The sequence below is a fragment of the Coprococcus intestinalis genome (genome assembly GCF_023656595.1).
Lineage (GTDB): Bacteria > Bacillota > Clostridia > Lachnospirales > Lachnospiraceae > Coprococcus_A > Coprococcus_A intestinihominis.
The window spans coordinates 237,406-262,152 of the sequence record NZ_JAMOKJ010000003.1 but is presented as its reverse complement, the minus strand read 5'-3'; the positions used below and the strand labels follow the sequence as shown (position 1 = coordinate 262,152).

Genomic DNA, 24,747 nt, shown 5'->3' with positions numbered 1-24,747 from the left:
GACATAGTAAAATGTGTATAGTATACACAAGGTTAGTATACTATACATTTTACGCGTTAAAAATGTAACAATGAGGTGCGTATTTTGAACAGCAAATGGATAAAAAGACTTGGCGTATTACTGTTGCTGCTATTGCTTGTATTTCAGACGGCGGCCTGTCAGAAGACGGCGGGACAAGGCGATACTGAAGAGGATGGGACGGCTTCTTCCTATATATTCACCATGGGAACCGTTTTTGATATCCGGGTATTTGCCGAAGATGCTTCTGAGATCATGCAGGAAGCGGAACAGGCACTTTATGGCTGTGACAGTCTTCTTTCCTGGAGAGAGGAAGGGTCATTAGCATACAGATTTAATACGGAGCATCAGGCAGATATGTCTGAGATGAAAGAAGTATTTGAAGATGCCCTTCAGGTCAGTAAAGACAGTCAGGGCGCATTTGATCTCACTGTTTTACCGCTTTCACAGCTTTGGAATTTTGATAAGCTCGGGGACAGTGATTTTGATGTGTCAACAATGAAAGTCCCGGATAAAGAAGATATTGCACAGGCAATGGCGAAAGTGGATTATACTCAGCTGAAGTATGATGATGCGACCGGGATACTTACTACAGAAAATCCGGATATTCAGATTGAATTAGGTGCCATTGGCAAAGGCTATGCTATCGAGCAGGCGAAGGATGTTTTGAAACGTTCTGATGCATCAGGCGGGATGGTTTCGGCCGGCAGTTCCATTTATGTCTGTGGAACAAAGAAAGATGGCAGCCGGTTCAGAGTAGCTTTAAGAGATCCCCGTGGTGATGAAAATTCAGCGATCGGGGTGCTTACCTTGTCGGATACGACGATATCCACATCCGGCGATTATGAACGCTATTTTGAAAAGGATGGTGTGAGATATCACCATATACTGGATCCGCGGACAGGCTATCCGGCTGACAGCGGACTGATGCAGGTAACGATTATCTGTGATGACAGTGTGATTGGAGACGCACTGTCAACGGCATGTTTTGTCCTTGGTCTGGACAAGGGCATGAATCTGGCAGCAAAATATGGTGTTAATGCGATTTTTGTTGATACAGATAAGAATATCTGGTACAATAACCCGGATGTCTTGAATTATTTCGAGTTTACAGGAAAGGATTCAGGATATGTTTTAAATGAATATAATCAGGCTCGCAGTTAAGGCTGTGGACTGGTTTATATAATAAAGTTTTGCGGACGAAAGTCCAAAAATATCTAGAGGAGGATTCAAATGGCAAAACAATCAAGTGGACTTCTTGGCAGTTTAGGATTTGTTAAAAGCCCTGGAGCACCCGTACCTCACAGAAAACATACCAGTGCTTGTCAGACAGTTGAGATGCCGGTACCGGCAACTGTAACTATCGTTATGTCACAGCATATTGGTGCACCTTGTACACCATGCGTTAAAGCAAAGGATCAGGTGTTTGTAGGTACGCTTGTAGGTGAAAGCACTGCATTTATGTCAGCGCCAATACATTCCAGCGTGTCAGGTACAGTCAAAAAAATTGACACAGTTTTAATGCCGAATGGTACAAAGGCACAGGCAATCGTCATCGATACAGATGGTGAACAGACTGTTGACCCGGCTATTCAGCCACCAGTAGTGAATTCAAAAGAGGAATTTATTGAAGCTGTTAAACAGTCAGGTCTTGTAGGTCTTGGTGGTGCCGGTTTCCCAGCACACATCAAGTTGAACCCTAAGGACAAGATTGAATATCTCTGCATCAATGCGGCAGAATGTGAACCTTATATCACAGCCGATGTCAGAGAGATCATGGAGAACCATGAGAACGTTCTTTACGGTATCAGCCAGGTTATGAAATACGTTGGTATCGACAAGGCTTTGATCGGTATTGAGGACAACAAGCCTGAAGCAATCAAGCTGATGCAGGAGAAGACAGCACAGATGAGCAATGTTGAAGTTGTGAGCTTACCTTCCCGTTACCCACAGGGTGCTGAGAAAGTTCTCATTGAACAGTGTACAGGACGTCAGGTGCCTCCTGGCAAACTGCCTTCTGATGTGGGATGTATCGTTATGAACGTTGCATCTGCAGGTTTCCTCGGCGGTTATCTGAAGAATGGTATTCCGTTGACAACAAAGCGTGTCACGGTTGATGGTTCTGCAATTACAGAAGCTAAGAACGTCAGAGTTCCGATCGGTGCTCCGATTAAAGATATTATTGCATTCTGCGGCGGATACAAAGGTACACCGGCCAAACTGATCAGTGGTGGTCCTATGATGGGTACTGCATTGATGACCGATGATTTCCCTGTTCTGAAACAGAACAATGCTTTCCTTGCTTTCGATGAAGCAGAAGCTAAATCTCTTGAACCGACAGCATGTATCAGCTGCGGTCGTTGCGTTAATGCATGTCCTATGAATCTGATGCCTACAAAGCTTGAGGCTGCTACTATCTATAAGAGAGTAGATGACCTGAAGAAGTATAGTGTCATGACATGTATGGAATGCGGCTGCTGTGCATTCGTATGTCCAGCAAACAGGAAACTCGTTCAGTCTATGAGAATTGGTAAAGCCATTCTTCGTAATGCAGGAAAGTAGGTGTACATAATGGATGGTAAATTAATTGTTTCTTCATCCCCTCATATTTCGAGTCCGGTGAAAACAAAGAATATTATGCTTGATGTTATCATCGCATTAATCCCTTCTTTGATTGCATCAATTTATTTCTTCGGACCGAGAGCTGCTGTTGTTGTTATTGCTTCAGTAGCAACTTGTGTAATTGCTGAGTATATCTGCCGTAAAGTCATGAAGCGCGAGCAGACAATCGGCGATCTCAGTGCAGTCGTAACAGGTATTCTTCTGGCATTCAACCTGCCTTCAAGTGTACCGATCTATGTGCCGATCATCGGTGGTCTGGTAGCCATCGTTATGGTTAAACAGATGTTTGGTGGCCTTGGTCAGAACTTCGTTAATCCGGCTCTGCTGGCACGTATCATTCTGATGAACTCCTTCCCTGTACTGATGACAACATGGTATCCATCAGGCAACTTTGGAGCTGATACAACAGCAATGGCTTCACCGCTTGCTAACATTGCAGCAGGTAATGTAGATGCATTGCCATCTTACTGGGATATGTTCATCGGTAACATTCCTGGATGTTTGGGTGAAACAAGTGCATTAGCACTTCTGATTGGTGGTATTTATCTGATTGCCAGAAAAGTTATCTCACCGATCATCCCTGTAACTTATATTGGTACAGTATTTGTTCTGTCTGCTATTCTTGGACAGGATCCTGTTGCCCAGATTCTCTGCGGTGGTCTTTTCATCGGTGCAATCTTTATGGCAACTGACTATGTAACAAGCCCTCTGACGAATAAAGGCAAATTCATCTATGCACTTTGCTGTGGTATTATTACTTGCCTTATCCGTGTATTTGCTTCCCTTCCGGAAGGTGTATCTTACTCAATCGTTCTGATGAACATCATTGTTCCTCTGATTGAGAGAGCTACAGTTCCTAAACCGTTTGGTACTGTAAAGGAGGCTAAGTAATGAATTTTAAATCAATTGGTATTCCTACAATCAAATTGTTAGTTATTGCAGCTGTTATTACAATACTTCTGTTCCTGACAAATAATACAACAGAAGCAAAGATTGCTCAGAATCAGGCAGATGCGAATGTGGCTTCCCGTAAGGAAGTTCTTCCGGATGCTGACGATTTTGATGAGAAGACAGTGACTGTTGACGGTGTAGAGTATACATATTATGAAGCCAAGAATGGCGCAGGTTATGTATTCTCAGGTTCCAATAAAGGTTACGGCGGTGCTGTAGTATCCATGGTTGGTATTTCTTCCGATGGTAAAGTTGTCGGTGTTAAAGTGACAGAAGCTTCTGATGAAACACCTGGTCTTGGTGCTAAATGGATAGCTGCTGATGCATCAGGTAACGAGAGACGCGCTCAGTTTGTTGGTGATATCCCTGAAAGTGGTTCTTTCGCTGTTGTTAAAGATGGCGGTACAATTGAGGCTGTTGCAGGTGCAACAATCACATCCCGTGCTGTTACACATGATGTTAATGATGCAATCGCACAGTACAATGCTGTAGTAGGAGGTGCTAACTAATGGCTAAAAAAGAGAAAAGTTATGGCGAGATTTTGACAGCCGGTTTTATTAAAGAAAACCCTGTTCTTCGTCTTGTATTAGGTACCTGTCCTACACTGGCCGTTACAACACAGGCTTTTAACGGTCTTGGTATGGGTGCCGCAGCTACACTGGTACTGATCGGTTCCAATGCTGTTATTTCGTTACTTCGTAACGTTATTCCTGATAAGGTTCGTATTCCGGCTTTCATCACAATCATCGCTGGTTTCGTAACAATTATTCAGATGCTTGTTAAGGCGTTTGTACCAGCTCTGGATTCAGCGCTTGGTATTTATCTGCCTCTGATCGTTGTTAACTGTATTATTCTTGGCCGTGCAGAAAGTTTTGCCAGCAAGAATAAAGTCCTTCCATCCATCCTTGATGGTCTTGGAATGGGTATCGGTTTCACAATTGCCCTTGTATTAATGGGTTCCATCCGTGAGATCATTGGTAATGGTTCATGGTTTGGTATGGTTCTCAATGATGGTAGTATGATTCAGCCTATGCTGATTCTCATCCTGCCTCCTGGTGGTTTCTTTGTATTCGGTATGTTGATTGCACTGTTCAATCGTCTTGCTGAAGGTAAAGGCAAAGAGCCTGCAACATTATCATGCTGTAATTGCCCACAGGCTGCCAGCTGTATGAAAGCATCAGAAGGAGGTTGTGAATAATGTCAATTACTGGTTTACTTTCAATTTTCCTTGCAGCCATTCTGACAAACAACTATATCCTGTGTAAATTCCTTGGTATCTGTCCATTCCTGGGCGTTTCCAAGAAACTGGATACAGCAGTCAGCATGAGTGCTGCCGTTATCGTCGTAATGGTTGTTGCTACAGCTGTTACATGGCCAATCCAGACATTACTGTTGGATCCACTTGGCCTTGGTTACTTACAGACAATCGTATTCATCCTGATCATTGCAGCACTTGTTCAGTTCATTGAGACGTTCATGAAGAAGAACATGCCGCCTCTTTATCAGGCTCTGGGTGTATACCTTCCTCTGATCACAACAAACTGTGCAGTACTTGGTGTTACAACCCTGAATATCAGCTCTGGTTATAACTATATCGAATCACTGATTAATTCATTTGGTTCAGGTGTTGGTTTCCTTGTTGCCATGGTACTTTTTGCAGGTGTCAGAGGAAGACTGGAAACAGCGGATATCCCTAAATCATTACAGGGTCTGCCAATCACACTGGTATCCGCATCTATCGTAGCTTGTTCATTCCTTGGCTTCGGCGGCCTTGTAGACGGCATTTTTAAATAGGAGGGATTGGACATGTATGGTATTATTCTTGTAGCGGTTATCGCGATTATTGCAGGTCTGCTTTTGTCATGGGCTTCCATTCAGTTCGCAGTACCTGTTGATGAAAAACAGGCAGCAGTCAGAGAAGTACTTCCTGGTGCTAACTGTGGTGCCTGCGGTTTCTCCGGTTGTGACGGCTATGCAGCAGCTCTTGCTGCAGGAACAGCAGAAATCGGTCTTTGTTCTCCTGGTGGTCCGGATGTTGCAGAAGAATGTGCAACAATCCTGGGCAAAGCAGCAGGTGAAATGGTTAGAAAAGTTGCGCTTGTACAGTGTAACGGTACTTGCTCAAATGCAGGTCAGAAACTCATCTATGATGGTGTTGACACATGTCAGGCAGTGAGCCTGATGTTTGCCGGTGACAGCACATGTGCATATGGCTGCCTTGGCCATGGTGACTGTGCAGCTGTTTGCCCTGAGAAGGCAATCATTGTTCATGACGGTCTGGCTATGATCGATCAGGACAAGTGTGTTGGCTGTGGTATCTGTGTGAAGACATGTCCGAAGCATGTGATCGCACTTGTACCATTCGAGAAGAAACATCATGTACTTTGCGTCAATACAGATAAGGGTGCAGAAGCAATGAAAGTCTGCAAGACAAGCTGTATTGGTTGTATGAAGTGTGTGAAGACTTGTGAGCATGACGCAATCCATGTTACAAACTTCAATGCAGCCATTGATTATGATAAGTGTACAAACTGCGGCGCATGTGCAGAAGTGTGTCCAAAACATGCCATCTGCTAATAGCGGGCTGTATACAGATTGTTGATTTTAAGGCGGATGTCGAAAGGCATCCGCCTTTTAAAATTTAAGAGACGACGTCAAATGAATAGTATAAAATATTGAAATTCCGGGATAATGAAAAAAACGAATCCAACTGTAAGAAAACTGAAAGAAATAACTGGCATTATTTTCAGAAATTTGCAGTAGAATCATTGATATAGAGTAAAATGAATAACTAAAAACAAAAGGGGAAAACGATGGAACAGCAGACAATATTAATTGTAGATGATGACAGAGAAATTGTACGTGTCATTGCCAAAATACTTGAACTGGAAGGATATAGGACATTGAAGGCTTATGATGGACTCGAGGCCCTGGATATGCTGGTGGGCAATGTTGTACACCTGATTATGATCGATATCATGATGCCGAAGATGAATGGTCTTGCAGCCGTGATGAAAATACGGGAGACCAATAATATTCCTATTATCATTTTATCAGCCAAGACCGAGGAAACAGATAAGGTTTTGGGACTGTCTATGGGAGCGGATGACTATATCAGCAAGCCATTTAATACCCAGGAGATGATTGCCAGAGTGAAGGCACAGCTGAGACGGTATATGCGTCTTGGAGCCATGAATTCGGAAAGTATGCAGGACAGTATTCGTATTGGTGATCTGTATCTGGATAAACATGCCAAGGAATTAAATGTTAATGGTGAATCCGTGCATCTGACGGCAACAGAATATAAAATTATGGAACTGCTCATGAGTAATCCGGGCAGAGTTTTTCCGGCGGAAGAAATTTATGAGCGTGTTTGGCAGGAACCGGCTTATTCTGTTGAAAATACAGTCATGGTACATATTCGGAGAATTCGTGAAAAGATTGAGATCAATCCGAAACAACCAAAATATTTGAAGGTGGTGTGGGGAATTGGATACAAAATTGAAAAAGATGACAGCAAATATTAAAGGTATAAAAGGATGGTTCGTTCTGACAGTATTAGGGCTTGATGTTCTCCTTGGGATTGACGGCGGAAATCTCATAAGTACTTTTTACGGGGATGTCATTATCTATGTTGCATTTCTTGCGACGGTTACTGCAGGCATTATGCTAACAATCAGTTTGAGGCCGGACAGTAAAGAGTGGCCGTTTTTTGTAATTTTTGACAACTTTAAGACAGATACACTGTTTTGGCTGGAACTATTAATTGTTACATGCACAATGGCTGCCTTTGCATGGATTGCCGGTTTATATGAGTCCTGGAGTTGGGCATATTCTGCAATCTCGATAATGGGAAAGCTTTTGTTTTTAGTATTGGTGTTGCCGGAAGCCTTTGTTGCGGTAAGCTGTTATGCCATCTTTATCCGGCGCATGAAGGATCGGGAGAAACGCAGAGTGTTGTGGATCCAATCTGTTTTTCCAAAACATGAAAAAAAACAAAAAGTAAAAAAAGAAAATCCTATCAGAAAGCTATATACTAAATTCAGAGAAAGTGTTGTTTCTTTAAAAGCAGAATATGAACATTCTCTGAATTATGAAAAAAAACAGCTCATTTGCACAATTTTGATTGTAGGCGGCAATCTTTTTATCATCTGGGCTGTACTTTTTGCCAATAGCGGTATCCTTGTACTTATCCTGCTGATTATCAATATCGTCTATTTTATAAGGCAGAGAGGTTTTTATCGGAATGTAGGTGAAATTATCAGGGAACTGCATCACCTTTCTATGGGAGAAGAAGTGCGCCCGGTCAACATTTCTGAGACATCGCCGCTTTATGAGGCAGGATGCGATCTTGAGAAAGTGAATGAAAGTTTGGATAAGAGTGTCAAGCGGCAGGTTAAGAGTGAACAGATGAAAATTGAGCTGATCACGAATGTATCTCATGATCTTAAAACACCATTGACGTCGATTATCGGATATATTGACTTGCTGAAAAAGGAAGATATGTCACCGGAGGCACAGGATTATGTCAATGTTATTTCCCAGAAGTCAGAGCATTTAAAAGAAATGATACAGGATCTTTTTGAAATATCAAAGGCTACAAGCGGCAATGCGGAGCTTGTTCTGGAGAAACTGGATATGGTGAAGCTTTTGCAGCAGACACTGGGAGATATGGAAGACCGTATCAGCAGCAGCGGGCGTATCATTCGAACGGTGCTCCCTGAAGAACCGCTTTATATCAGCGGTGACGGCAAGCGGTTATATCGTGTTTATCAGAATCTGATAGAAAATGCCCTTAAATATTCAATGGAAGGAACTCGCATTTATGTGGAAGGACGTGTAGAGGAACAGAAAGTTATTACAGAAATAAAAAATATTGCTGCCTACGAGATGGATTTTACTGCAGATAAGATTGTTGAACGATTCCAGAGAGGAGATGTCAACAGGACAACGGAAGGACATGGACTGGGCCTGGCAATTGCCAAAAGTTTTTCAGAGGCCTGTGGCGGACATCTTGATATCATTATTGACGGCGATATGTTTAAAGCGGTTATTTCCTATCCATTATATTGGGAAAATTGACAGCTGTCTGACTTGTTCTTGTAAAAGTGCATGTTTTTTGATATAATTGGTATCAGATTTGAAATGATTACAAGATTACACAGGATAATGCTAAGGCAGGGATAATAGAATGGATACAGGTGAACGCGCATATGAGAAAATCATTAATTATGTAGAACAGCAGGTCATGCATGGCCGTTACAAGAAGGGCGATAAATTGCCGCCTGAAAGAGAACTGGCGGCACTTCTTGGTGCAAGCAGGAATTCTGTGCGGGAAGGGCTTGGCATTCTTGAACGTATGGGAGCAATTTCCAGTCAGCAGGGTGCCGGGAACTTTATTTCTGACAATTTCGAAAAGACACTGATTGAGGTGATGACGCTGATGTTTATCCTTGAGGAGGGAACATTCAGAGAAATCAGTGAATTTCGATATGCATTGGAGACACAGGCACTGGCATTGGCTATGGAACATATCTCCAAAAAGCAACTGGTGGACATTGAGTATTATATGTCCATGCTTGAGAAAACACCTGAAGAAGATATGAAGGCTTATTATGACAAGAAGATTCATTATACAATTACAGCTGCATCAGGGAATCGGTTTATTATTGACAATCTTCAGGCACTGACAGCAGTCATGGATGTCTTCATTAAGGATATGCGAGCCAAGATTCTGAGTGACGGAAGCAACAGTGAAGGTTTGATGGCGGCCCACAGGAAAATGGTGGAAGCACTTAGGGAGAAGAACATGGAGAAGGGGATGCAGGCATTGAAAGTTCATTTTGAGTATATTTATGAATATATTGACGGATAAAATCGCTTCGTCACCTTAGATGAAGGAATCTTTCAAAAAGCATAGTGAAACCGACATGTTCACAGCAATTGATAAGTAAGAAATGTGTAAATTATATGGAATAGGAATATAAAATCACAAAAAAGAGGACAAAATTAATAAAATTCACTAGACAAATCTGGAATAATATTCTATAATAATAAACGTAAGTGGTAGGGCCAATGGTACAAAATCTTGTGCCCATTTAAAAAAAGTAGGAGGAAGTAAAAATGAGTGAGTATAGCAAAGTGACTCCGGAAATCGTTGAGAAGATCAAAGCTGTTGTTGCTCCTAACAGAGTGTATACAGGCGCAGATATCAACGAAGACTTTTCTCACGACGAGATGTCTATTTATGGTAAGGCAATGCCTGAATTAGTAGTTGATGCAGTTTCTACAGAAGAGATCGCAGCTACAATGAAGATTGCTTATGACAACAACATTCCTGTAACAGCCAGAGGCGCAGGTACAGGCCTTGTAGGTGCTTGTGTTCCGATCGCCGGTGGTATTGTTATTAATACAACTAAGATGAACAAGATTCTTGAATATGACCTGAACAACTTCGTAGTTAAGGTTCAGTGTGGTGTCCTTCTGAACGACCTTGCTGAAGACTGCGTAAGCAAAGGCCTTATGTACCCACCAGATCCAGGTGAAAAGTTTGCTACATTAGGTGGTAACGTTTCTACTAATGCCGGTGGTATGAGAGCATGTAAATACGGCGCTACAAGAGATTATGTTCGCGCTATGGAAGTTGTTTTACCAACAGGTGAAGTTACACGTTTTGGTAGTACAGTATCCAAGACATCTTCAGGTTACTCTCTGCTGAACCTTATGATTGGTTCCGAAGGTACATTAGGTATTATCACAGAACTGACATTAAAGGTTATCCCAGCCCCTAAGGAAGTTATCAGCTTGGTTATTCCTTTCGAAACACTGGAAGATTGTATTGGCACAGTTCCTCAGTTTAAGAAAAACGGTCTGGATCCTCAGGCACTTGAATTCATGGAGAAAGCTATCGTTCAGGCTTCTGAAAGATATATCGGCAAGAGCGTATATCCACAGAAGATTGATGGCGTAGAAGCTGGCGCTTATCTGCTTGTTACATTTGATGGCAAGACAAAGGATGAACTTGACAATATTATTGAAGAAGCTTCTGAAATCGCTCTTGAAGCTGGCGCAATTGATGTTCTTGTTGCTGATACACCAGCAAAGATCAAAGATGCATGGGCTGCAAGAAGCTCATTCCTGGAAGCTATCAAAGCTGAGACAAACTGGAAAGATGGTCTCGAAATGCTCGACGAATGTGACGTTGTTGTTCCTCTGGACAAGATTGCTCCATACGTTGAATATGTATATGGCGTAGGCGAGAAATTCGGTCTTAGAATCGAATCCTTCGGTCATGCAGGCGATGGTAACCTTCATATCTATATCATTGGTGATGATAAGATTTCTGTTGCAGATTTCAAGGCTAAAGCAGATGAATTCTTTGATGATATCTATGCTGAAGCTACAAGAGTAGGCGGTCTTGTATCCGGTGAACATGCAATTGGTTCCGGTAAACTTGATTACCTTGCTAAATCTGTTGGACCAACACAGATGAAGCTCATGGAAGACATCAAGAGAGTCTTTGACCCTAAGATGATTCTTAACCCTGGTAAAGTTTGCTACAAACTGTAATTATTATATATTGAGTGTAGATTATATGAAAGCGTTAATACTTTCGCATAATTCTATGCGTATTAAGGCAGTTGAGGCAACTTATATACATAACAAATAAATTACTTTTAAATCATTAGGAGGGATAGTAATGAATTTTCACTTTAATGAAGAAGAACAGGAAATTCTCGACATGTTACACGACTATGCAGTCAAGGAAGTAGCTCCAAGAGCTCATGAAATTGATGAGGAAGAAAAATTCCCTATGGAAGCACGTAACGGTCTTGCTGAAATGGGTATGATGGGTATGTATTTCCCAGAAGAGTACGGCGGTGCTGGCCTTAGCTACCTTTCTTACATCGCAGTTTGCGAGGAACTGGCTGTTCATTGTGCTACAACATCTGTTGTATTATCCGCTCATGAATCTCTTTGCAGCTGGCCTATTTACAAATACGGTACAGAAGAACAGAAACAGAAATACCTTACAGCTCTTGCTTCAGGTGAGAAGTTAGGTGCTTTCGGTTTAACAGAGCCAGGCGCTGGTACAGATGCTGCTATGCAGAAGACAGTTGCTAAAGATGAAGGTGATCATTGGGTACTTAACGGTTCCAAGGTATTCATCACAAATGCACAGTATGCTGATATCTTCGTTGTATTCGCTATGGTTTACAGACCAGACTACAAAGAAAATCCTTACACAAATCATGATATCTCTGCATTTATCATTGAAAAAGGCTTCGAAGGCTTCTCAGTTCAGGGCCATGAAATGAAGATGGGTATCCGTGGTTCATCAACATGCTCACTGTACTTCGATAACTGTATCGTTCCTAAGGAAAACCTCCTTGGACAGCAGGGTAAAGGCTTCAAGGTTGCTATGACAACACTTGATGGTGGCCGTATCGGTATCGCTGCTCAGGCTGTCGGTATTGCTCAGGGTGCAATCAACGAAACTGTTGCTTATACAAAAGAACGTGTACAGTTTGGCAAACCAATCTGGAAATTCCAGAATACACAGTTCCAGTTAGCTGATATGCAGGCTAAAGTAGATGCAGCTCGTCTGCTTGTTTACCGTGCAGCTCAGGCTAAACAGGATGGCGAACCACACAGCCACTTAGCAGCTATGGCTAAGTTAGTTGCTTCTGAAACAGCTTCAGATGTAGCTCGTCGTTGTGTACAGCTCGTTGGTGGTAATGGTTACTCTCGTGAATATCCATTCGAGCGTCATATGCGTGATGCTAAGATCACAGAAATTTATGAAGGTACAAGTGAAGTTCAGCGTATGGTTATCGCTGGCTGGTTAGGTGCTACAAAATAATTTTCAGGCCTAATACCTGTCAATTAAAAGATAAATTCTGAGGATTCCTGTGATTAAGATTCATTTAGGAAAAATATAAGATTTTCACATGGCTGGTGTGCAGGAAACTACACACCAGTTGTGCTATAAAGAATGAGGAGTGGATAACAATTATGGAAATATTAGTTTTGATTAAACAGGTTCCAGATGATTCCGTTGAAATTAAGCTTGATCCTGCAACAGGCGCACCAAAACTTGATGGTGTTGAAGCTGTTGTTAATGCATTTGATACATATGCACTGGAAATGGCTAAAAGATATATCGAAGACAATGGCGGTAATGTTACAGTCGCTACAATCGGTGACGATGATGCAACAGCTGCTTTAAGAGCATGTCTTGCTGTTGGTGCCGGCAAAGCATTCCTGATTAAGGACGCTTCTTTCGCAGGTTCCGATACAACAGCTAAGGCTTATATCCTTTCAAAGGCAGTAGCTAAGATTGAAGAAATCAATGGCGCTAAATTTGATATTGTATTCTGTGGCAAAGAAGCTACAGATTTCTCTAAAGGTATGGTTGGTGTTCAGCTTGCTTCAGAACTCGGCGTTGGTGTTGCAACAGATGTTATTGCTGTTGACCCTGCTGAAGGCGGCGTTACTGTTAAACAGGAAACAGAAACTGGCTACAATGTAATTGAAATGACTACACCATGTGTTGTAACAATTCAGAAACCAGATTACGATCCAAGATACCCAACAATTAAGACAAAGATGGCTGCAAGAAAAGCTACAATCAATGAAGTGACTGCTGCGGATTTAGCAGTAGATGCAGCTAAGATTGGCGAAGCAGGCTCTCTGACAAAAGTCCTTAAATTATACGAGCCACCTAAGAAACAGGCTGGTGTTAAGATTCAGGAAGAAACTGTTGCTGATTCTACAATGCGTGCGCTTGCTATGATTGCAGAAGCAAAAGTACTTTAATTTAAGGAGGAATTACAATGGATTTCGCAGAATATAAAGACATTCTTGTTGTATTAGAGCTTGACGAAGGCAAACCGGTTAATGTCAGCCTTGAAAATATTGCTGCTGCTAAATCAGTAGTAAATGGCGGCAAGGTTATTGCTGTTACAGTTTGTGAAAATGCTGCAAAGACAGCAATTGAATATGGCGCAGACAGCGCAATCGTTATTGAAGGCGCTCAGTTTGAAGGTTACAATGCAGATGCAGTTGCAGATGCTGTAGCTCAGATCGCTGCAGAAGTTAAACCTGCTGCTATCTTTACAGGTGCTACAGGCAAAGGTAAAGATTTAGTTCCTAGAATTGCTGCTAAACTGGCTACAGGTTCAGTTTGTGACGCAACAGCTGTTAAATTAGATGAAGCTGGTAATGTTGTATTTACAGTACCTGCATACGGTGGCAATATTCTGACAGATGTTGTTATTGACAGCGTTAGACCTCAGGTTGCTTCTATCCGTGGCGGTTCTGTAGCTAAGCTTGAGCCAGAAGCTGGCAAAGCTGGTGATATCGCTAAGAAAGCAATCACAGTTGCTGATGATCAGATTAAACTTCAGATCAAAGAAACTGTAAAAGAAATCGCTGAATCCGTTAACCTGGAAGAAGCAGAAGTTATCGTTGCAGGTGGCCGTGGTATGGGCAGCAAAGAAAACTTCGACAAATTACAGGAACTGGCAGATATCCTTGGTGGTGTTGTTGGTTGTACAAGACCAGCTATGGAATCTGGTTGGATCAGCCGTGCACATCAGGTTGGCCAGTCAGGTAAGATCGTAGCACCAAAGGTATACTTTGCATTTGGTATTTCCGGTGCTACACAGCATGTATCCGGTATGATCGGTTCCGGTTATATTGTTGCTGTCAACAAAGATGAAGATGCTCCAATCTTTGATGTTGCAGATGTAGGTATCGTTGGCGGTGCTATGGAAGTTCTCGACATCATGATTGAAGAATTCAAGAAAAACAAATAATCTGTTGATTGATTTTTCTTGGGCTGATACTTTGGTATCAGCCCTTTTTTACGCGGATTCTTAGCGGATGGGATAGGTTATACTTTGTTTATAAATATTATAGATTTCTTTCATTGACCTGGGAGCTATTTTGCGGTAGTATAGCAAATAAGCAATGTTTTATATCTGTGATAAGGTGTGCAGGAGAATGATAATGAAAGAAGGTATTTCATGAAAGAACGTATGCAGCGATTCATGGCCGGTCGCTATGGCAATGACCAGCTGAATCAATTTATTTTTATAGTGGCAATTATCAGTATGGTGCTTGAGATCATTACGCGGCAGTCATTGTTTTATACACTGACATTGGTGCTGCTGATTCTGGCTTATGTCAGAGTGTTTTCTCGGAATATCAATAAGCGATATGAAGAGAATATGAAGTTTTTGCAGAAGAAAGATGCGATTTTGAACAAGTTCCGCAAGCAGAAATATTATGCTGCTCAGCGCAGGAATTTTCATATTTATACGTGTCCTCAGTGCAAGCAGAAGATCCGCATCCCTAAGGGAAAAGGGAAGATCAGTATTACATGCCCGAAATGCAGGACATCTTTCATAAAAAAGAGCTGACAATATTCAATTCTTTTGTAATTTTTTTGAAAAATAAGATGTTTTTAACTGAAAAAGATGGTATAATAAATCTGTTGTATATTTTTATATAGAGCAGATTTTATTTTGATAGGAGTGAAGATAGACTATCTTATTTGTACGGAGGGATGATTGAATATGGTTGAAAGGAAAGTTAAGGTTGCAATTCCCTGCGGTATGCATATCAGACCGGCAGGAATTATTTCACATACAGCGAATAGTTTTAAGGCAGATTCAAGGATTATATTCGGGTACCATGTGATCAATACAGCTAGTATCCTGAATCTTGTTGCCAGCGGTATTCACTGCGGGGATATTGTCAGTGTTGAATGTGACGGTCCAGATGAGCAGGCTGCATTGGATGGTATAGCGACCGTATTGCAGGATTCAACGCTCAAACAATAAAATATCATTGATAAAGGAGAATGAAGATGTTAGAGAAGATTAAGGCACTTTTAGCAGAAGAACTTGGTGTGAATGAGGATGAGATCACAGAGGCCACGTCTTTTAAAGAAGATCTTGGTGCGGATTCTCTGGATTTATTTGAACTCGTAACAAATCTTGAAGAAGAATACAATATTGAAATTCCTGCGGAAGAGTTGGAGAACCTGACAACAGTTGGAAAAGTTATTGATTATTTGAAGAGTGTGAATATCGAAGTTTAGTTTTTGTGCTACGACAGAGAATTAAGGACTGATAGGAGAAAAAGTAGAATGAGTAAGAACAGCACCATGAATGCAAAAAACGACACAAAGAATGAGAAGAAAAAAGGTGTTAATTTTTTCTTTATACTGGTTGAATTTGTACTGTGCAGTTTCCTTATAGCCAGTGTTTCCATGAAGATGATTCTTCCGGCAATCCTCAGTGCGTTTTTGGCGGTCTTTATCACACCATTTCCGGATATAGTATTAGAGAAGATGGGGAAAGAACCAATGAACAGGAATATCCGCTTCGCCGTCGGTGCGATTGGATTTGTTCTTTTATGCTATGTCGTTCCTGACGGCAAGATTGCTGAAGTGCGTCAGCGTCAGGTGGATGCTGCAGTAGCCAAGCAGAAAGCTGCGATGCAGTCGACAGAGTCGGAGAGCAGTACGGAGACAGAAATCGAATCTGTTTATGAATCTTTATCTGAGTAAGAATGGCCGAAATATTTAGAGGACAAGTAAAACAGAGAGAAGGGCAGAGCTTTCGGGCTTTGCTTTTCTAAAATTTGAATTATGAAAAAAAATCATAGTTTAAATGAACATAAAAGCCACATAGTGTTATTCAGAAATGGTATAATCTAATTCATAGAATGTAAATAATTGGATTATACTTTTTTATATAAATTTTATGTTTAGCGAATGACATCATGATGGACGGTGTAATTTTTTTGTATTTCTCACTAAAGAGGAAGAGAGGAACAGGATGTATTATGAATTTGAAGCATTTATCGTATTTTGTGGATATATCAAAGCGTGAAAGTTTTACTAAAGCGGCAGACGATATTTATGTTTCACAGTCTGCATTAAGTAAATCGGTGAAATCATTGGAACAGGAATTGAATGTCACATTGATTGACCGTACAAGTAAGAGTTTTAATCTGACAGAAGAAGGCAGGATTCTTTATGTTGAAGGAGAGAAATTGCTGCAATATATAGATGAAAGTCAGGATGAGATTATAGAGAAGATACATCGAAGCAGGAGAAGACTCAGAATAGGTGTTCCGCCGGTTATTTCAACTGTTTATTTCAGCCAACTTTTATTTCGTTTTATCAAACAGTATCCTAATATTGAACTAGAAATCTCGGAAGTTGGTGCGAATATTGTCCAGAATCAGATAAATGCGGGAAACATTGACATCGGTGTTGTTATTTTACCTATTATTAATACAGATAATTATCATATCATTCCGGCGATGTCCTCGGATAATGCATTGATTGTTAATAAAGATCATCCTTTGGCCAGCCGTGATGAAGTCGATTTCAAGGAATTGGAACATGAAGATTTTCTGATATTAGATAGAACCTATATGCTCCATGACAGGATCATCAAGAATTGTGAAATTGCAGGATTTTATCCTCATATTACAACAGAGAGTTCCCAGTGGGATTTCCTGGCAGAGATGGTTGCTTACAATCAGGGCATCAGTATTTTGCCTGTTCCGATTATGAAGAGATTTTATTCCAGTGACAGAATTAAGATGATCCGCCTGAAAGAACCGGAATTCCCGTGGAACATTGCTATGATTTTCAAGAAGGAGAAATTAATCACAGCTCAGATGGAAGAATTTATACATTTTGTTGTCAATAATAAAGACACTGTTAAAGAATATACATAGTTTCTGCAATTATTTCAAGATAAAAACCAGTATAGAATTAATTCATAATTAATTGAATTATGCATACTTTACAAAACTGGGTGATATTTGTTAAAATAAAGATGCAAATTCACCGTGCCTTTTCATATTTATTTCACAACTATGTGGGTAAATATTCATAAAACATTGTATGCAGTTGCAGTGAATGATGATGGGTGAGAAAGTCATTACTCGAATTGCATGTGATTTTTATAACAAAAGGTGCTTGTCCCATGTGAGAGACTGGAAATCTATTCATAGCTTATATGGTTGCCGTACAGATAGGGATATTTGTTGTTAAGGCGTAAAAGGGAGAATAATCTATAAGAAGGAGGGTATGATTATGACAATTCAGGAAATGAAGATTGGTGATCATGCAAGTGTAACTAAAACTGTTTCAGAAACAGATGTTTATCTCTTTGCTGGTATTACAGGTGATTTAAATCCGGCACATACCAATGAGGTAGCTGCTTCTAAGACAATGTTTAAGACAAGAATCGCACACGGTATGCTGGGTGCAGGTTTTATTTCTGCAGTACTTGGTATGTACTTGCCGGGTCCGGGAACAATCTACATGGGTCAGGAGCTGAAATTCACTAAGCCGGTTCATATTGGTGATACTGTTACAGCTACTGCTACAGTAGAAGAGATCATTCTTGAGAAGAACAGAGTGATCCTGGATACTACAGTTGTTAATCAGGATGGCGAAATCGTTATCAAAGGTAAAGCAACTGTTATGCCTCCAAAGGCTTGATTTTGTTGAGAAGCCGCTTAGAAGAATTACATAAATAAGGGAGAGAAAATTATGTTATCAGTATTGGCGATTGTTATATCATTGGCATTGTTGATTTATTTGGGTTATAAAGGATGGTCTATCGTCCTTCTTGCACCGATCCTTGCTCTGCTTGCAGCTGTTCTGACTGCAATCTTTACAGGTGGTGAATTCCACGTTCTTGCAACTTACACGGAAGTATTTATGACTAACATGGCTGGTTATGTTAAGAGCTACTTCCCATTCTTCCTGCTCGGTGCTATTTTCGGTACTGTAATGGATCAGTCTGGTTCAGCTATGGCGATCGCAGATTTTATCTTCGATAAGCTTGGTAAAGGTAAAGAGGCATTAGCTGTTGTTCTTGCTTGTGCAGTTATCACATATGGTGGTGTATCTCTGTTCGTAGCAGCATTTGCTATTTACCCAATCGGTGCTGTACTTTTCAGAAAAGCTGGTATTCCAAAGCGTTTCCTTCCAGGATGTATCGCTCTTGGTGCTTTTACATTCACAATGACAGCTATTCCGGGTACACCTCAGATTCAGAATACAATTCCTATGAAGTACTTCGGTACAGATGTTTTCGCAGCTCCTGTTCTTGGTATTATCGCAGCCCTGATCATGTTCATTGGTGGTATGATTTGGCTGACAACACGTATCAAACATGCAATGGCTAAGGGTGAAGGCTATGGTGATCATCCAAACGAAACACTGGCTCAGATTGATCATTCTAATCTGCCATCCTTTGGTACAGCTATTATCCCGGTTATCGCAGTTATCGTTGTTAACTTCGTATTATCCAAAGTTGTATTTGTTGCTGCAAATGCAGACAAGTATGCTTATCTGGAAGGTAAACCATACAACACAGAACTTAGTCATGTAGCTGGTACATGGGCACTTGTTATTGCTCTGATTGTTGGTATTCTTCTCGTTGTTATCTTCAATGCAAAGAGATTCAAGAAAGGTATCGTTGAGACATTAAAAGAAGGTGTTTCCGGTTCTTTCCTTGCAGTTATGAATACAGCATCTGAGGTTGGTTACGGTAATGTTGTTAAGACACTTGCTGGTTATGAAATCCTTGCTCATGCAATGCTGGCATTATCAGCGGGCAACCCATTGGTTGGTGGTGCAATTTCTACATCTGTTCTGGCCGGTGTTACAGGTTCTGCTTCCGGTGGTATGTCTATCGCTCTTGCAACATTCGCAGATACATTTAGCAAACAGGCAGAAGCAATGGGTATCAGCCACGAAGTACTGCATAGAGTAGTTGCTGTTGCTTCCGGTGGTATGGATACTCTGCCTCATAACGGCGCCGTTATCACGCTGCTTGCAGTAACAGGTATGACACATAAGGAATCTTATGTTGATATCGGTATGAATACAGTTATCATTCCTTTAATCTCTTGTGTAGTTATCATTATCCTTGGTTCAATTGGTATCTGCTAATCCAGGAAAAGGACAAATCTGTTTTTGACAGATGATGCATATGAATATGATAAAAACTGTCGCTTTGACGAGCAATCGTTGGGCGGCAGTTTTTTTATGTGCAGAATTTATTTCCAGACGGCGGTGCGTGATCTGAATATGTTGTCGATGGAAAAACGAAGCGGTCCTATTTATGTAGCCGGCCGGGAGACGGTCACGTGGCACAGAACTGACTCTGCAGTTTGTACTTGTCTCATCCGGCCGTAAAGAATGTATTTTTCTTCATTAACAGTCTATGCATCAGGAGGTGTATTTTATACATACAAATAACTTGATTATCCTGAAAATAAATGGTAAAGTTGTACATGACATCATAAGATCAAAATGGCGCGAAGTTTTTGACGCCTTTAAGTAAAAGAATATATAGGAGTAGATAAAATGGGACAGGCAGTGGTTGTATTAAAAAAAGGTGAAGGCCGCACGTTGAAGGCCGGCGGTATGTGGGTCTATGACAATGAGATCGCATCGGTAACAGGCAGTTATGAAGATGGTGACATGGTCATCGTCAGGGATTTTGATGGTTTCCCAATGGGACGTGGATTTATCAATCGTCATTCTAAGATCAGGGTTCGTTTGATGACGCGTCATGTAGAGCAGGAAATTGACCGTGAATTTTTAAAGGGAAGACTTCAGACGGCTTGGGATTACCGTAAGAAAGTCACAGATATTTCCAGCTGTAGACTGGTATTCGGGGAAGCTGATTTTCTTCCGGGACTGGTGGTTGATAAGTTTTCTGACGTGTTGGTTGTACAGGTGACAGCCCTTGGAATGGATCGAATGAAGTTTGAGATTGTCGATCTGTTGAAAGAGATTCTGATGGCAGATGGCATTGAGATAAAGGGTGTGTATGAGAGAAGCGACGGTAAGTATCGTGATCAGGAGGGTATGGAGCGCATTAAAGATTTTATTGGTGAGCCTTTTGATACAGATGTTCCGATTATGGAGAATGGTGTGCGATATATTGTTGATGTGAAGGATGGTCAGAAGACAGGCTTTTTCCTGGATCAGAAATACAATCGATTGGCAATTCAGAAATTATGCAGAGGGGCGAGAGTACTGGACTGCTTTACACATACAGGCTCCTTCGCATTAAATGCAGGGATTGCAGGTGCAGAGGAGGTTACAGGTGTGGATGCATCGGAGTTGGCGGTGCATCAGGCAGAAGAGAATGCTGCTTTGAATCAGCTGCAGGATACCGTGCATTTTCAGTGTGCAGATGTTTTTAACCTGCTGCCGGAGTTGGAGAAGCAGGGAGAGAAATACGATGTTGTTATTTTGGATCCGCCGGCCTTTACGAAATCAAGAAATTCTGTTAAGCATGCGATGAAAGGATACAGAGAGATTAACATGCGTGGTATGAAGCTGGTCAAAGACGGCGGATTTCTTGCAACATGTTCATGTTCGCATTTTATGACGTATGAGCTGTTTACAGAGATGCTGCATCAGGCGGCAAGAAGTGTACATAAGCGTCTACGTCAGACTGAATATCGCACACAGGCAGCAGATCACCCAATTTTATGGTCTGCAGATGAGTCTTATTATTTGAAATTTTACATTTTCCAGGTAGTGGATGAGAAATAGAGGCCGGACATGAATTATGAGGAAGCAATAAGTTATATAGAAAAAGTGAGCTGCAGCGGAATTATGCCAGGGCTGGTGAGAATCCAGGCACTGCTGGAAAAAACGGGACATCCTGAAATGGACTGCAATGTGATTCATGTGGCCGGGACGAATGGAAAGGGGTCTGTATGCACCTATATTGCTTCTATACTCATGCAGGCCGGATATAAGGTCGGACGCTATGTTTCACCGACACTTTTTGATTATAGAGAGCGGATTCAGGTCAACGGAGAATGGATATCCAGGAAGGATACGGCCTACTGGATGAGCCGGGTGCGGGAAGTCGATGAACGGATGCAGTCAGAGGGGATAGAGGGCGCTTCTGCCTTTGAACTGGAAACGGTGATGGCCTTTTTGTACTTCAAAGCCATGGCATGTGACTTTGTTGTACTTGAGACAGGAATGGGCGGAAGGCTGGATGCGACCAATGTAGTGCCCAAGCCGGTATTATCAGTTGTTACATCTATTGGCATGGATCATATGCATTTTCTTGGGAATACGATTGAAGCAATCGCAGTTGAGAAGGGCGGCATTATTAAAGAGAAAAGACCGGTGGTGATTGGGGCCGGCAGGCAGAAGGCTGTTGACACCCTGATACGGATCAGCTTGGAAAGACAAAGTGAATATGCGGTAGTCGGGGCTGAAGATGTCCACATGACGTATGCGGATCTCTTCGGAGGCCAGCAGTTCGACTTTGAATCTTATAAAGAGCTTCAGACCCGGATGGTCGGCAGGTGTCAGCCGTGGAATGCAGCGATTGCTGTAAAGGCGGTTGAGATGCTGGGCAAGATGACAGCAACGGATTGTCCGGTACAGTTGGATGTCCTTCCAAAAGATGTGTTGAGTGAGCAGGTGGTCAGGAAAGGCATCGCATCTGCTTACTGGCAGGGACGGTTTGAGGTAATGGAGAAAAATCCGTCACTGATAATTGATGGGGCCCATAATCCGGATGGTGTACAGAGCCTTGTGGATTCTATGAAAGTATATTTGTCAGATAAGCCTGTTATTCTTGTTATGGGTGTTTTTGCAGACAAAGATTACAGACAGATGCTTGAGATGGTTTCAGATTGTTCTGATACATTGATTGCTTTTAAACCGGATAATCCAAGAGGACTTGCTGCCGAACAGCTTAAAGAGACAGCGACGCCGTTTTTTAAGCGAACCTTAGCAGCGAAGAGCCAGGCGGAGGCCCTTGCAATTGCCAGGAAGATCGGAGAAGGTAATCATGCGATTGTATGTTTTGGTTCGTTATCGACAATGGCGGGGTGGTACCAATTAACAGGAAGGAAATCTTCAGATGAAGAATATAGACAGAATTATTAATCATCCGCTGTTTATCATGTCCATGAAGAAGATTCATGACTATGAAATTGACCGGGTATTTTGCTGCCATGGAATTGAACACAGTCTTGATGTGGCCAGAGTGGCATATATTACAAATCTGGAGCAGAATCTTGGTTTTCAGAAGGAAATGATCTATGCTGCTGCGCTGCTGCATGATATCGGAAGATGGCGACAGTATGAGAAGAATATACCTCATGAGGAGGCCGGTGCGGCTCTTGCAGCAGATATCCTGGAAGACACCGCTTTCAGTAAGGAAGCGATAGGGCAGATCTTGGCGGCTATCGGCAGTCATAGAGAGAAAATGGAAATGGAAACAGACAGATTTGCATATTTACTTTATGAGTCTGATAAAAAATCCAGAATATGTTGGCTTTGTGAGGCACAGGACACGTGTTACTGGCCGGAGACACAGAAAAACAGGACAGTCAGCAACTGACAGGAGGCAGAAAATGCAGATAGGCAATAAAATATTTGATACAGAGCATCATACGGCTGTGATGGCCATTTTAAATGTAACACCGGATTCTTTTTCGGATGGCGGCAGCTACAAAAATATGGATGATATCAGACGTCGTGTCAGCCAGATGATCGAGGAAGGCGCTGAAATTATCGATATTGGCGGAGAATCCACAAGACCGGGACATATTCAGATTTCTGACGAAGAAGAGATCTGCAGAGTTGCACCGGTTGTGGCATGTCTCAAGAAAGAATTTGATATTCCGCTTTCGGTGGATACTTACAAATCGGCAGTGGCAGAAGCAGCTATTCAGGCCGGATGTGATCTGATCAATGATATATGGGGGCTTCAATATGATGAAAAGATGGCGGGGCTTATCGCGGATGCAGGTGTTTCCTGCTGTCTGATGCATAACAGGGAAAAGATCGACTACAGAGATTTCCTGCCGGATTGCATGGCAGATATGAGAAAGATTATCGAGACAGCCAAAGTGGCAGGGATAGCAGAGGACAAAATGATTCTGGATCCTGGTGTTGGATTTGGCAAAACGCTGGAACAGAATCTGATGGTTATGAAACATTTGAATGATTTTAATCAGTTTGGCTATCCGGTACTTCTTGGTACTTCAAGGAAGTCTATGATTGGCCTGACCCTTGATTTGCCGGTGGATCAGAGAGTGGAGGGAACAATTACAACTTCCGTGTGGGCTGTGCAGGCACACTATGGCTTCGTGCGTGTGCATGATGTAGCGGCTAATTATCGTGCTGTACGGATGGCCGAAGCAATTATGAATGCACAATAGAGATACGGAATAAGCAGATGTTTTTCAAAGGTTGAAAGGGGCCCTGCATTTTGGATAAGATATGTATACGTAGATTGGAAGTATATGCCCATCATGGTGTTTATGAAGAAGAGAAACGACTGGGACAGAAGTTCTATATTACAGTAGAGATGGAACTGGATACAAGAGCAGCAGGTATCAGCGATGATCTTCAGGCATCCGTCAATTACGGGGAAGTTTGCCTGGGAATTGTGGAATGGACGAAGAACCACAGAAGAAAGCTGATTGAAGCGGCAGCAGAGGATATTGCGCATTACCTGCTTGTTCAGTATCCGATGGTCAGAAAGGTGACGGTTGAACTTGAGAAGCCGGGAGCACCGGTTCCCTATGCATTTGATACGGTTCTGGTACATATTGAGAGAAGCAGACATCAGGCTTTCCTTGGTATCGGCAGCAATCTGGGGGATCGTCAGATGAACCTTGCGGCAGCAATCCGGCTTCTGGAGGCAGTGCCAGACATACAGGTGACAAAGCGTTCGCCACTTTATGAGACAGCACCTTACGGATATACGGATCAGCCGCCGTTTCTGAATGGCTGTATTGGCATAGAGACGCTGTATACACCGGAAGAGTTATTGAGGGTGCTGCATGAAATAGAGCATAAGCTGGGCAGAAAACGTGAAATTCACTGGGGACCAAGAACCCTTGATCTGGACATACTTTTTTATGATGATCTGATACTGGATACCCCGGATCTGCATATTCCACATGCAGATATGGCTAACAGAGAATTTGTTCTGCAGCCGTTATCGGATATTGCCGGAGATTTCAGACATCCGGTTATAAATGAGACAGTGAATGCACTGCTTGCGGCATTAAAAAAGCAAAGCAAATAATTACAGTTGAATGAGACAGGGG

Annotated in this window: 26 protein-coding genes; all 26 read left to right on the top strand. The window is 41.9% G+C overall.

Going from position 1 to position 24,747, the window contains the following annotated elements; all coding sequences use genetic code 11:
* Window positions 1-84 precede the first annotated feature (84 nt).
* The 26 genes from NBH03_RS04085 to folK all read left to right on the top strand — a co-directional run bounded on the left by NBH03_RS04085 (window position 85) and on the right by folK (window position 24,725).
* On the top strand, window positions 85-1,182 hold the full coding sequence (locus NBH03_RS04085; protein WP_250797385.1) for an FAD:protein FMN transferase: 1,098 nt from the start codon (window positions 85-87) through the stop codon (window positions 1,180-1,182).
* A gap of 69 nt (window positions 1,183-1,251) precedes the next feature.
* Window positions 1,252-2,580, top strand: a complete 1,329-nt coding sequence (gene rsxC / locus NBH03_RS04080) for an electron transport complex subunit RsxC (protein ID WP_215689351.1) — start codon at window positions 1,252-1,254, stop codon at window positions 2,578-2,580.
* Window positions 2,581-2,589: 9 nt separating this feature from the next.
* On the top strand, window positions 2,590-3,531 hold the full coding sequence (locus tag NBH03_RS04075) for an RnfABCDGE type electron transport complex subunit D (protein ID WP_215689352.1): 942 nt from the start codon (window positions 2,590-2,592) through the stop codon (window positions 3,529-3,531).
* A complete protein-coding gene (locus tag NBH03_RS04070) occupies window positions 3,531-4,100 on the top strand; it encodes an RnfABCDGE type electron transport complex subunit G (RefSeq protein ID WP_015513962.1) in 570 nt (189 codons plus the stop codon). Before NBH03_RS04075 ends, NBH03_RS04070 begins: the two co-directional genes overlap by 1 nt.
* Window positions 4,100-4,789 carry an electron transport complex subunit RsxE gene (gene rsxE, locus NBH03_RS04065; RefSeq protein ID WP_015513963.1) on the top strand — a complete coding sequence of 230 codons (690 nt, stop codon included), beginning with the start codon at window positions 4,100-4,102 and terminating at the stop codon, window positions 4,787-4,789. The genes NBH03_RS04070 and rsxE overlap by 1 nt, the downstream gene beginning before the upstream one ends.
* Complete coding sequence (locus tag NBH03_RS04060; protein WP_250797383.1) at window positions 4,789-5,385, top strand: electron transport complex protein RnfA; 597 nt, start codon at window positions 4,789-4,791, stop codon at window positions 5,383-5,385. Before rsxE ends, NBH03_RS04060 begins: the two co-directional genes overlap by 1 nt.
* A 12-nt stretch (window positions 5,386-5,397) precedes the next feature.
* A complete protein-coding gene (locus tag NBH03_RS04055) occupies window positions 5,398-6,168 on the top strand; it encodes an RnfABCDGE type electron transport complex subunit B (RefSeq protein WP_015513965.1) in 771 nt (256 codons plus the stop codon).
* 236 nt (window positions 6,169-6,404) lie between these two features.
* Window positions 6,405-7,118 (top strand): response regulator transcription factor, encoded by a 714-nt coding sequence (locus NBH03_RS04050; RefSeq protein ID WP_015513966.1) that lies wholly within the window; start codon window positions 6,405-6,407, stop codon window positions 7,116-7,118.
* Window positions 7,081-8,673, top strand: coding sequence for a sensor histidine kinase (locus tag NBH03_RS04045; RefSeq protein WP_250797376.1), 1,593 nt, complete (start codon window positions 7,081-7,083; stop codon window positions 8,671-8,673). The genes NBH03_RS04050 and NBH03_RS04045 overlap by 38 nt, the downstream gene beginning before the upstream one ends.
* Window positions 8,674-8,782: 109 nt before the next feature.
* On the top strand, window positions 8,783-9,466 hold the full coding sequence (locus NBH03_RS04040) for a FadR/GntR family transcriptional regulator (RefSeq protein WP_250797370.1): 684 nt from the start codon (window positions 8,783-8,785) through the stop codon (window positions 9,464-9,466).
* A 248-nt stretch (window positions 9,467-9,714) separates the two neighbouring features.
* A complete protein-coding gene (locus NBH03_RS04035; RefSeq protein WP_250797368.1) occupies window positions 9,715-11,160 on the top strand; it encodes a D-lactate dehydrogenase in 1,446 nt (481 codons plus the stop codon).
* A 130-nt stretch (window positions 11,161-11,290) separates the two neighbouring features.
* Entirely contained in the window at window positions 11,291-12,454 is a 1,164-nt protein-coding gene (locus tag NBH03_RS04030; protein WP_250797363.1) for an acyl-CoA dehydrogenase, read from the top strand.
* A gap of 152 nt (window positions 12,455-12,606) precedes the next feature.
* Entirely contained in the window at window positions 12,607-13,410 is an 804-nt protein-coding gene (locus NBH03_RS04025; RefSeq protein ID WP_250797362.1) for an electron transfer flavoprotein subunit beta/FixA family protein, read from the top strand.
* Window positions 13,411-13,427: 17 nt separating this feature from the next.
* Complete coding sequence (locus NBH03_RS04020) at window positions 13,428-14,411, top strand: electron transfer flavoprotein subunit alpha/FixB family protein (RefSeq protein ID WP_117539401.1); 984 nt, start codon at window positions 13,428-13,430, stop codon at window positions 14,409-14,411.
* Between the two features lie 210 nt (window positions 14,412-14,621).
* Window positions 14,622-15,017: a zinc ribbon domain-containing protein gene (locus NBH03_RS04015; RefSeq protein ID WP_015513972.1), complete on the top strand. Its 396-nt coding sequence runs from the start codon at window positions 14,622-14,624 to the stop codon at window positions 15,015-15,017.
* 156 nt (window positions 15,018-15,173) lie between these two features.
* Window positions 15,174-15,440 carry an HPr family phosphocarrier protein gene (locus NBH03_RS04010; RefSeq protein WP_250797357.1) on the top strand — a complete coding sequence of 89 codons (267 nt, stop codon included), beginning with the start codon at window positions 15,174-15,176 and terminating at the stop codon, window positions 15,438-15,440.
* 26 nt (window positions 15,441-15,466) lie between these two features.
* The gene (gene acpP / locus NBH03_RS04005; RefSeq protein WP_250797356.1) at window positions 15,467-15,700 is read left to right on the top strand and encodes an acyl carrier protein; all 234 of its coding nucleotides are present in this window, start codon (window positions 15,467-15,469) and stop codon (window positions 15,698-15,700) included.
* A gap of 48 nt (window positions 15,701-15,748) precedes the next feature.
* A complete protein-coding gene (locus NBH03_RS04000) occupies window positions 15,749-16,171 on the top strand; it encodes a hypothetical protein (protein WP_250797354.1) in 423 nt (140 codons plus the stop codon).
* A gap of 278 nt (window positions 16,172-16,449) precedes the next feature.
* Window positions 16,450-17,355 carry a LysR substrate-binding domain-containing protein gene (locus tag NBH03_RS03995; RefSeq protein ID WP_250797349.1) on the top strand — a complete coding sequence of 302 codons (906 nt, stop codon included), beginning with the start codon at window positions 16,450-16,452 and terminating at the stop codon, window positions 17,353-17,355.
* A gap of 361 nt (window positions 17,356-17,716) precedes the next feature.
* A complete protein-coding gene (locus tag NBH03_RS03990) occupies window positions 17,717-18,127 on the top strand; it encodes a MaoC family dehydratase (protein WP_250797341.1) in 411 nt (136 codons plus the stop codon).
* A gap of 51 nt (window positions 18,128-18,178) precedes the next feature.
* The gene (locus NBH03_RS03985) at window positions 18,179-19,588 is read left to right on the top strand and encodes a GntP family permease (RefSeq protein WP_250797339.1); all 1,410 of its coding nucleotides are present in this window, start codon (window positions 18,179-18,181) and stop codon (window positions 19,586-19,588) included.
* Window positions 19,589-20,005: 417 nt separating this feature from the next.
* Complete coding sequence (locus NBH03_RS03980) at window positions 20,006-21,208, top strand: class I SAM-dependent rRNA methyltransferase (protein ID WP_250797338.1); 1,203 nt, start codon at window positions 20,006-20,008, stop codon at window positions 21,206-21,208.
* A gap of 9 nt (window positions 21,209-21,217) precedes the next feature.
* Window positions 21,218-22,570, top strand: a complete 1,353-nt coding sequence (locus NBH03_RS03975; RefSeq protein ID WP_250797337.1) for a bifunctional folylpolyglutamate synthase/dihydrofolate synthase — start codon at window positions 21,218-21,220, stop codon at window positions 22,568-22,570.
* The gene (locus NBH03_RS03970) at window positions 22,545-23,027 is read left to right on the top strand and encodes an HD domain-containing protein (RefSeq protein WP_215689359.1); all 483 of its coding nucleotides are present in this window, start codon (window positions 22,545-22,547) and stop codon (window positions 23,025-23,027) included. Before NBH03_RS03975 ends, NBH03_RS03970 begins: the two co-directional genes overlap by 26 nt.
* Before the next feature lie 13 nt (window positions 23,028-23,040).
* Window positions 23,041-23,850: a dihydropteroate synthase gene (gene folP, locus NBH03_RS03965; protein WP_250797334.1), complete on the top strand. Its 810-nt coding sequence runs from the start codon at window positions 23,041-23,043 to the stop codon at window positions 23,848-23,850.
* A gap of 50 nt (window positions 23,851-23,900) precedes the next feature.
* Entirely contained in the window at window positions 23,901-24,725 is an 825-nt protein-coding gene (folK, locus tag NBH03_RS03960) for a 2-amino-4-hydroxy-6-hydroxymethyldihydropteridine diphosphokinase (protein ID WP_250797332.1), read from the top strand.
* The last annotated feature ends 22 nt before the right edge of the window (window positions 24,726-24,747 follow it).

Coding starts and splice junctions, on each gene's coding strand:
- rsxC (WP_215689351.1), top strand. CDS start 1,252: ATGGCAAAACAATCAAGTGGACTTCTTGGCAGTTTAGGATTTGTTAAA.
- NBH03_RS04075 (WP_215689352.1), top strand. CDS start 2,590: ATGGATGGTAAATTAATTGTTTCTTCATCCCCTCATATTTCGAGTCCG.
- NBH03_RS04070 (WP_015513962.1), top strand. CDS start 3,531: ATGAATTTTAAATCAATTGGTATTCCTACAATCAAATTGTTAGTTATT.
- rsxE (WP_015513963.1), top strand. CDS start 4,100: ATGGCTAAAAAAGAGAAAAGTTATGGCGAGATTTTGACAGCCGGTTTT.
- NBH03_RS04060 (WP_250797383.1), top strand. CDS start 4,789: ATGTCAATTACTGGTTTACTTTCAATTTTCCTTGCAGCCATTCTGACA.
- NBH03_RS04055 (WP_015513965.1), top strand. CDS start 5,398: ATGTATGGTATTATTCTTGTAGCGGTTATCGCGATTATTGCAGGTCTG.
- NBH03_RS04050 (WP_015513966.1), top strand. CDS start 6,405: ATGGAACAGCAGACAATATTAATTGTAGATGATGACAGAGAAATTGTA.
- NBH03_RS04040 (WP_250797370.1), top strand. CDS start 8,783: ATGGATACAGGTGAACGCGCATATGAGAAAATCATTAATTATGTAGAA.
- NBH03_RS04035 (WP_250797368.1), top strand. CDS start 9,715: ATGAGTGAGTATAGCAAAGTGACTCCGGAAATCGTTGAGAAGATCAAA.
- NBH03_RS04030 (WP_250797363.1), top strand. CDS start 11,291: ATGAATTTTCACTTTAATGAAGAAGAACAGGAAATTCTCGACATGTTA.
- NBH03_RS04025 (WP_250797362.1), top strand. CDS start 12,607: ATGGAAATATTAGTTTTGATTAAACAGGTTCCAGATGATTCCGTTGAA.
- NBH03_RS04020 (WP_117539401.1), top strand. CDS start 13,428: ATGGATTTCGCAGAATATAAAGACATTCTTGTTGTATTAGAGCTTGAC.
- NBH03_RS04015 (WP_015513972.1), top strand. CDS start 14,622: ATGAAAGAACGTATGCAGCGATTCATGGCCGGTCGCTATGGCAATGAC.
- NBH03_RS04010 (WP_250797357.1), top strand. CDS start 15,174: ATGGTTGAAAGGAAAGTTAAGGTTGCAATTCCCTGCGGTATGCATATC.
- acpP (WP_250797356.1), top strand. CDS start 15,467: ATGTTAGAGAAGATTAAGGCACTTTTAGCAGAAGAACTTGGTGTGAAT.
- NBH03_RS04000 (WP_250797354.1), top strand. CDS start 15,749: ATGAGTAAGAACAGCACCATGAATGCAAAAAACGACACAAAGAATGAG.
- NBH03_RS03995 (WP_250797349.1), top strand. CDS start 16,450: ATGAATTTGAAGCATTTATCGTATTTTGTGGATATATCAAAGCGTGAA.
- NBH03_RS03990 (WP_250797341.1), top strand. CDS start 17,717: ATGACAATTCAGGAAATGAAGATTGGTGATCATGCAAGTGTAACTAAA.
- NBH03_RS03985 (WP_250797339.1), top strand. CDS start 18,179: ATGTTATCAGTATTGGCGATTGTTATATCATTGGCATTGTTGATTTAT.
- NBH03_RS03980 (WP_250797338.1), top strand. CDS start 20,006: ATGGGACAGGCAGTGGTTGTATTAAAAAAAGGTGAAGGCCGCACGTTG.
- NBH03_RS03975 (WP_250797337.1), top strand. CDS start 21,218: ATGAATTATGAGGAAGCAATAAGTTATATAGAAAAAGTGAGCTGCAGC.
- NBH03_RS03970 (WP_215689359.1), top strand. CDS start 22,545: ATGAAGAATATAGACAGAATTATTAATCATCCGCTGTTTATCATGTCC.
- folP (WP_250797334.1), top strand. CDS start 23,041: ATGCAGATAGGCAATAAAATATTTGATACAGAGCATCATACGGCTGTG.